Consider the following 7,874-nt stretch of genomic DNA (forward strand, 5'->3'; position numbering starts at 1 on the left):
TTCATGGCCTTTTTGTCTACTCTGGTCTAGGTCACAGGGTGTTGCACTTGAATTGTAAACTCGGGTTTTCTATTTATTACTCCTCCATTAAATAGAAAAATATATCGTAAAAGCAGAATTGTTTATTCAAAATAACCAATCATAACTTCTAATTAACTTTTCAAAAATGTGAATGTAATCTACAGTAGTCTAGCACCCGACCATATTCCATATAAAACATAGAAACTATATGGATCCCTTTGGGTACAACTTAACCTGAAATTGCAATGATATTAGCATGAAAATTTCAAATGATGTCGGTTTAACAATAAAGCTCCTAAAAAAACTTCTAACAGATATTTTAGATATTTCGTTTTATATTCTGGTCGCTTATTTCACCTCCATAAAAGATAAATTCTTACTTCTTCCTCCTTTCATCATTATTCTCCTGATTACATGCTAACAATAATCTATAACATCACATATGCCAAGCAAGCATTACTTGCGCAAGCAAAATAACCGCTTTCCTCACTGATATATATAGCTTCATGACATTAAAAATGTTACAATATTCCTATAAATAAATTAGCATTGGAGGCGGTTATTCATGGACTTGAGCAATAATTTACGAACTACCCGCAAGCAAGCTGGCTTATCGCAAACAGAAGTTGCGCAGCGTTTGAATATTACCCGGCAGGCTATTTCGCAATGGGAAAATGGGAAAAGTTATCCCGATATTGATAATCTTAAATTATTGAGTGACGTTTACGGTTTCGATTTTGCTGACATAGTCAACGACAATGTGAAGTTACAACAAAAACCGGGTTTACCGGAAAAACAGAATGAAGAAAAACAAACTGAGCAACCCACCAATACTCCTGCGGAAGAAAGTCTTATTCTATTACTACTTTCCTGCATTCTTTTTCCGATCGCACCAATGGGTATCATTATTGCACCGTTCATTATTTGGCGTAATAAAAGAACCAATCGTTTTTGGCGATTGATTCTCTTAATTGCTATTTGTGCCTTGATATATAATATATATGTGTTATCCGCTGGATTTTCGGATTTCCTCGGTTTTGGCACTACAAGTTATAAATAAAATATAGTTAACTAATTCGCATTGAACCGCTACTGATAATAACTGTGCAAAAGACATGATTAGACAGTATCCCAATTTTACGAACCGCCGTCCACGACGCCTTGGTTGAGCTAATCTTTTGTAGTTTTGATGACGTAAAACTTCCTGTCGTCGCAACTGCCGATAATCCAGATACGGTGGTTATTTTGTTACTCTTTACACCAATTTCATAGGAGACATGCCAACCTAGCCCCTTCTTTGAAACCGTGTAAGTTTTGTTTGCCATCCGTAAAAACGATGGGACCTCTGATACAGTTATCTCGATCAAGTGACCTTCTTCATCGTTGCCCTCAGTAGACTGCGTGCCTCCGGTCGTTAAATTATAATCGAGACTGGGCACTGATTCAACGATGGTTGCTGCTGAATCATTTCTAGCTGAAACACAGATAAAAGCCAAACATAAAATCATGACCGAAAGTATCTTTTTCATGCTACCTATCTCCTCGTCTAAAATAATCGTATTCATGACCATTGAAATTTCTGCTTAACCGACTAATGCTCAATTTCAATCCATGGTCACTCACAACTAAATCTAATCTTGTCTCCAACGCTCATAGATGCGAGCCCCGTAATATCCATTTTGTCGGCGTTATATCTGTTGTAACGCTACTCTAATCAAAGTAAATTCTAATCGCAATGCTACCTTTTGTCTAGCAAGCATTACTTGCGCAAGTAATGCTTGCTCTTAGATATCATACAAATTGAATAGGCTGCCATAAACAATTAACAAAATTAACTCCGACAAATAAGTACACAGACGACCGTTAAGTTGTTACTCCTTTGTAGACGTTTTTTTAATAGAATGGCAAGATTCAAATAATACGCTATACTTAATAACCATAAACATAATTAAATTAAAAACGAGGTTACTTTATGGAAATCAATGAACTTACTGAACGCGCCCACAAGATTCGCACAGCCTACCATAACTTGGAAATCAAACAAGATGGCAAACCCTGGTCAGCTGAGCAAGATGCTCTCGCCTTTCTGACGGATGCTGGTCTCGTGGGCCGCTTAGTGATGGCACAACAAGGGAGTTGGCCATCTGAAAATACTGAATTTTCGCTGGACTACAAAATTGCCGAATCGATTTGGTGGCTGAGTGCTTTAGCCGACGCCAACGAAATCGATTTAGAAGCAGCACTCACCGACTTTTTACGATCGCGGGAACAACATTTAGACTAGCGCAAAAGGTAAGCAAAAAAAACCTTTTTAGGTAGACGGACTAAATAAAGTCTGTTTACTTAAAAAGGCGTTTTTTTGTGCTTTTTAAATGTGTTCTTAGCCATTGAAATTTCCGCTTAACTTGACTAAAGATTAAATCCAAAGGCGGGATTTTATCTTTAGTCGCGTTAATGCTCAATTCCAGCCATGGCTACTCACAACTTAATCATCATTAAACTTATCGTGCTCCAATATTTCGCCTAAAATTTGATCAACGATCTCATTGAATTGGGGTTGATCATTTTGGCGTGGTCGTGGTAATCCAACTTGAAGATCCAAGGCGATGCCGTGATCCTTAACGACTAAAATGCGATCGGCTAAGCGAACGGATTCTTCAACATCATGCGTCACTAAAATCATGGTCAATTCAGGGCTCTTCTGCCAAACGTGTTCGATCAATTCTTGCATGTTCAAACGCGTTAAGGCATCCAATGCGCCCAAAGGTTCATCCAGCAATAATAATTGTGGCTGGGCAACCAATGCACGTGCTAAAGCCACGCGTTGTTTTTGACCGCCGGATAATTTATCTGGAAAAGTTTCTGCAAAATCGGCTAAGCCAACCAAAGAAAGTGTCTTTAATGCCAGATCCGATTTGTCAGTAGTTCCTAATTTGATATTTTCTAAAACCGTTTGCCATGGCAACAGACGATCATCTTGAAACATGACTCTGGCTTGGCGATTGATGCCTTCAACCTGTTCGCCGCTTTCGGTGATCGATCCTTTTGTCGGTTCGTCTAACCCAGCAAGTAATCGCAACAGCGTACTTTTCCCGCCACCACTTTGACCGACGATCGCCACGAATTCGCCCGCCTTAAAAGTTAGATTGAGATCATTAAGAACAGGTTGATCGCCGAAGTTTTTAGTGAGATGTTGTATTTCGATAAATGGAACTTCTGTCATCTTAACTCCCCTAATCTGTTTGCTGCCAATCCAGCAAGAATTCTTCTAAATATTTGACGATCACATCTGAAAGCTTACCGAGTATCGCATAAATCACAATACATAACACAATCGTTTCCATATCCATGAAATCTTCGGCATTCATGGCCATGAACCCGATCCCAGAATCGGCGGCAATCGTTTCGGCAACGATCAAAGTTGTCCACATCACACCTAAAGCGTAGCGAACACCGACTAAAATTGATGGCAGTGCACCTGGAAAAATAATTTTGCTAAATAATTGTCGCTTATTCAGCTGATAAACGCGGCCCATTTCGATCAAACCTGGATCGACCGACTGAATGCCGTGGAGTGTATTGATATAAATGGGGAACATCACCCCAATCGTCACTAGGAAAATCTTGGCGGATTCGCCGATCCCAAACCACAAAATAACCATCGGGATCAAAGCGAGATGCGGAATGTTACGAAACATTTGAATGGAAGAATCTGTCAAGAGATTACTAATTCGACTCAAGCCATTTAATAAACCTAGAACAAAACCGATACTACCACCGATCAGGAACCCGATCGTCGCCCGGTACAAACTGATCGTCAAATTTCGGGTGAGTTCGCCGTTTTGCGTCAGCTTAATGCCATCGAGGATCACGGCTGAGGGTGCGGGTAAAATATTAGTCGGAATCACTTTGAGAACCGATAATAGTTGCCAGACTGCCAGCACTAAAATGGGAATTAGCATGGGCAATAAACGTTGCCAAGTTATTTTCTTCTTCATGTTTTATTCGCCCCTAATCCCCAACGACATTTTTATCGACGTCGATTTTTTTATCAATATAACCTAAGCGATACCACAAATCCGCGATTTCTTGTTGTTCTTGAATGATTTTCTGCGATAATTTCGAAACGCCATAAGTTCGGCGACTGACCGTTAAATCGGTGACTTCTTTATCGAGTTTCAAAGATTTCTGCAGTTGATTACTTAACTCGGATTTATTATCATTGGCCCAGTCTAGCGCAATAGCCACACCATCAACCACCGTGCTGGTCAGATCCGCGTGTTTATTTGTGAACGCGCGCGTCGACAGAATGAAATCACGATCGGTCGTATAATTTTTACCACTGACCAATAATTTCGCATCCGCATTGATCTGTGCATCGGCAGTATAGGGATCCCAAATCGCCCAAGCATCAACTTTCCCTTGGGTAAAAGCAATTCGTGCCGCCGAAGGATCCAAATAAACAAGCTTCACATCATCGATACTCAAGCCTACGCTTTCCAGTGCACGTACCAACAAATAATGCGCACTGGATCCCTTGTTGACTGCGATCGACTTGCCGGCCAAATCCTTGACTGACGTCATCGACGAACTGTTGGGAATTAAAATACCACTCCCATTATATTTAGAATAGCCCGCCCCAACGTACACCACGTCGGTTCCAGCAGCCTGCGAGGTGATCGGTGGCGTATTACCAGTCCGTCCGAAATCCAAGTTGCCAGTGGCTAAGGCCTGCAATAAAGCCGCGCCACTTTGGAAAGAACGCCAGACGATCCGATAGCCTTTTTCTTTCATATCGGCATCCAAATTACCGTGCACTTTCGTAATTTCTAGAATGTCACCCTTTTGATAGCCGATCGTAATTTTCTTCAACTTGGTTGATTGACTCGTGTCTGCTTTGCTAGTCGTATTATGATTGACGTTCAAGTTCCGCCAGCCAACAAACGCACCCCAGATCCACAAACAGCTGAAAACGATAATGACGCCAAGTTTAAATCGACGTTGCCGTTTATTCCTCAAGATTTCCTACCTCGTCAATAAAGCCCTGATTAATTTTTTACGTGTTACGTAGCTTTTTATAAAATTGATCTTAATTCCGCAGTGCTAACTGGTGATTTTTAACCAGTTGCTTAACTTTTGTCCGTTGAATTTTACCGGTGGCACTCGTCGGTAATTCATCGACTACGGCAATAATTGTTGGCCACTTGAAGCGGGACAATTTCTGTTGTGCGTAATCTTTGATCTGGGCAATATAATCGCCAACTGGTTGTGTGGCGTCCTCTGTCAGCATCACGTATAACGCGACGGTTTCACCATAAAGATCATCTGGATGACCAACAGCGGCAGCTTGCGCGACAAATGGAAGTTGATCGATCACATCTTCGATTTCGTAAGGGCTGATTTTATCACCACTACGATTGATCAATTCCTTCGAACGACCGACGATAAAGACATAGCCATCTACATCTTGATAGCCAACATCGCCCGTGTGGAACCAGTCGTTGCGGAAATCATCTTGGTTGAGTGCTTCGATATATTCGGTAACGACATTAGCGCCACGAATACAAATTTCGCCGATTTGATTATGTGGCAAGGGTTGATCATCCGCATCCATGATCTGCAACTCCACGCCGACCGGCAAGCCTACAGAACCGACTTTGTGTTCGAGTGGTGGTAAAGGATTGACACAGATTTGACTGGCTGCTTCTGTCATTCCATAACTCTGGATGACAGGTACGTTGAATCGCTTTTCAAATTCTTGTGCAAAAGTTGGCGCGAGTGGTGCTGAAGCGGAGCGGACGAAACGTAAGTAACTTGGTGCGGTGCCTTCGCCATCTCGTTTCAATAGAATTGAAATCATCGCGGGTGCTGCGGAGACCCAAGTGACATGATTGTCGTTGATCCAGCCCCAAAAACGGGACGCGCTGAATTTCTGAGCGAGAACGATTTGACCACCAGAACAAATCGTTGATAAAAAGGCGATCACTTGTGCATTGATATGAAATAATGGCATGCATAACAACGTTGTTTCTTCTACATTTAATCTGTGTGCCGAGATCACATTTTGAACTTCGGCATAAACTTGTTGGTGAGTTAAGCCAACACCCTTTGGCTTCCCAGTTGTTCCAGAAGTGTAAAGCAAGATGGCATAACGCGATTCATCATTCGTGGGTGCTTTCAGCTTTGGCCGCAATTCATCCGTTTGGGTCTGACCACTGACCGTCCATAAATTTAATTTCGACGTTAACGCCACGGGTTCGAACGTCAATGGTGACAGTTTGTGGTCAGCGACAAGTTGTTCATGATTTTTGCTCAGCAACAACGCCGCATATTGATGCGCGTTGATAATGTCACCCAGTTCGGCAGCTGTCATGTTGGGATTGACCGCATAAATCACGGCACGCAATTTCAACGCGGCCAGATACACGATGATATGTTCCACCGTATTTTCGCGACTGATCAAGACCAGGTCTCCGGCAGTCACATTTAATTCCTGTAATTTCTGCACTGCTTCTGCAATTTTATCGTTAAGTTCTTGCTTGGTTAGCCATTCATCTGTTGCTAAATCCTTGATGATTTGTTTATCGGTTGCTTCATTTAATTTCTGCTCAATTAAATCTGTTAATTGTGACATCTGAACGAACTCCTTCATGTTGCATTTAATTTTAAAAAAATAGACCGCTCATCGTTTCTTCTTAGTCCGTCGGCCGATCAATGGCGCTAAGACTGGCACCTTGAAACAGATGTATGAAATTCCCATCGAAATCGCGATGACCACGATTATGGCCAGTGGCAATGTGAAAACCAGCAGCCAATTATTCGTAACTAGTCGAGGAACCCAAGGTGCAACCAACGTCAGGCTTGCTGATTGCGTCAGATAAATACCGAATGACAATTTCGAAGCCAGTGATAAGAACTGATTCAATCTGCGATAGCCCGGTTCTAGACGATGGCGTGCATAACTGCGGCCGAGATAAGTGACGAACAGGATAACCACCGTTGCGTATAATAAAACCACCGGCTGATGGACCGACATCGACGCCTTTGAAGTCAGACCAAGGTAATAAAAATTATAAGGATAATAGGACCAGATCAGGACCAAACCAACAAGAAACGCACTCAGCAATAATTTACCGTGCGCGTCGATCCACTGGCCAATTTCTTGATAATGGATCGAGACGATCCCACCACCGATGAAGTAGAACTGATAGGTTAAGAGGAACACGCCATAGTGTGAAAATAGATATGGCCATGAACTGGTGTCGAGATCTGGTAACCAATATTTAATAAATACCGTGATCAACAATTGGAAAACGAAACTCACGGCTAAGATCTGCCGATGATAAGGCGCAAACTTCTTCAGTAACGCCACCAATGCAGGAAACACCAGATAAAGTTGGAAGGTTACCAGCACATAGTAGAGATAAAAGCGATCGCCCCGTACAATTCGCCAGAAATAATTCGGCATGAACGTCGACCAGCGAAATGATCCTTGCTGCCAAACGTCATACAATAAATAAGCCGCATTCCAAAATAGATAAGGAATTCCCACGGTGACATAGCGTTTCTTCCAAAACGGCAATAAATGGATCTCTTTATGATAGTAGTTCAGAAATAAAACTAATCCGGTGATGAACATGAACCCCATTCGCGTGAAATGCAAGGATAGGTGGAAACTGTTCATTAGCGAATGTTGCCAAGTTCCCGCAGGAATTAATTTTTTGTAGAGTGTAATGGTATGCACGCTTAACACACCAAATACAAATAACACCCGCATAAAATCGACTTCGGCTATACTCCTACTTAAGTAGACAAGCAAATAATCAAAGCTTGTACACTTAGGAAGGAGTTTT

General features: G+C 41.9%; 8 protein-coding genes. 2 read left to right on the plus strand and 6 right to left on the minus strand.

Annotation, left to right across the window (positions count from 1 at the left end; all coding sequences use genetic code 11):
* The first annotated feature begins 586 nt into the window (after nt 1-586).
* Complete coding sequence (locus EKM67_RS09950) at nt 587-1,081, plus strand: helix-turn-helix domain-containing protein (protein ID WP_125578852.1); 495 nt, start codon at nt 587-589, stop codon at nt 1,079-1,081.
* Nucleotides 1,082-1,088: 7 nt separating this feature from the next.
* On the opposite strand, the gene EKM67_RS09955 is transcribed toward EKM67_RS09950, so the two are convergent.
* On the minus strand, nt 1,089-1,550 hold the full coding sequence (locus tag EKM67_RS09955) for a DUF5626 family protein (RefSeq protein WP_125578853.1): 462 nt from the start codon (nt 1,548-1,550) through the stop codon (nt 1,089-1,091).
* A gap of 443 nt (nt 1,551-1,993) precedes the next feature.
* Between EKM67_RS09955 and EKM67_RS09960 the strand changes: the two genes are divergently transcribed.
* Nucleotides 1,994-2,305 carry a nucleoside triphosphate pyrophosphohydrolase family protein gene (locus EKM67_RS09960; protein ID WP_125578854.1) on the plus strand — a complete coding sequence of 104 codons (312 nt, stop codon included), beginning with the start codon at nt 1,994-1,996 and terminating at the stop codon, nt 2,303-2,305.
* 201 nt (nt 2,306-2,506) lie between these two features.
* Here EKM67_RS09960 and EKM67_RS09965 read toward each other — a convergent pair whose 3' ends face one another.
* From EKM67_RS09965 to EKM67_RS09985, 5 genes are all read right to left on the minus strand, one after another.
* On the minus strand, nt 2,507-3,244 hold the full coding sequence (locus EKM67_RS09965; RefSeq protein ID WP_125578855.1) for an ABC transporter ATP-binding protein: 738 nt from the start codon (nt 3,242-3,244) through the stop codon (nt 2,507-2,509).
* Nucleotides 3,245-3,254: 10 nt separating this feature from the next.
* A complete protein-coding gene (locus EKM67_RS09970) occupies nt 3,255-4,019 on the minus strand; it encodes an ABC transporter permease subunit (protein WP_125578856.1) in 765 nt (254 codons plus the stop codon).
* 13 nt (nt 4,020-4,032) lie between these two features.
* Nucleotides 4,033-5,040 carry an aliphatic sulfonate ABC transporter substrate-binding protein gene (locus EKM67_RS09975; protein WP_164506643.1) on the minus strand — a complete coding sequence of 336 codons (1,008 nt, stop codon included), beginning with the start codon at nt 5,038-5,040 and terminating at the stop codon, nt 4,033-4,035.
* A 70-nt stretch (nt 5,041-5,110) separates the two neighbouring features.
* On the minus strand, nt 5,111-6,655 hold the full coding sequence (locus EKM67_RS09980) for an AMP-binding protein (protein WP_164506644.1): 1,545 nt from the start codon (nt 6,653-6,655) through the stop codon (nt 5,111-5,113).
* Between the two features lie 48 nt (nt 6,656-6,703).
* A partial coding sequence (locus EKM67_RS09985) for an acyltransferase (RefSeq protein WP_225417369.1) occupies nt 6,704-7,874 on the minus strand: 1,171 nt, incomplete at its 5' end.

This window comes from Lapidilactobacillus mulanensis, assembly GCF_003946215.1.
Classification (GTDB): domain Bacteria; phylum Bacillota; class Bacilli; order Lactobacillales; family Lactobacillaceae; genus Lapidilactobacillus; species Lapidilactobacillus mulanensis.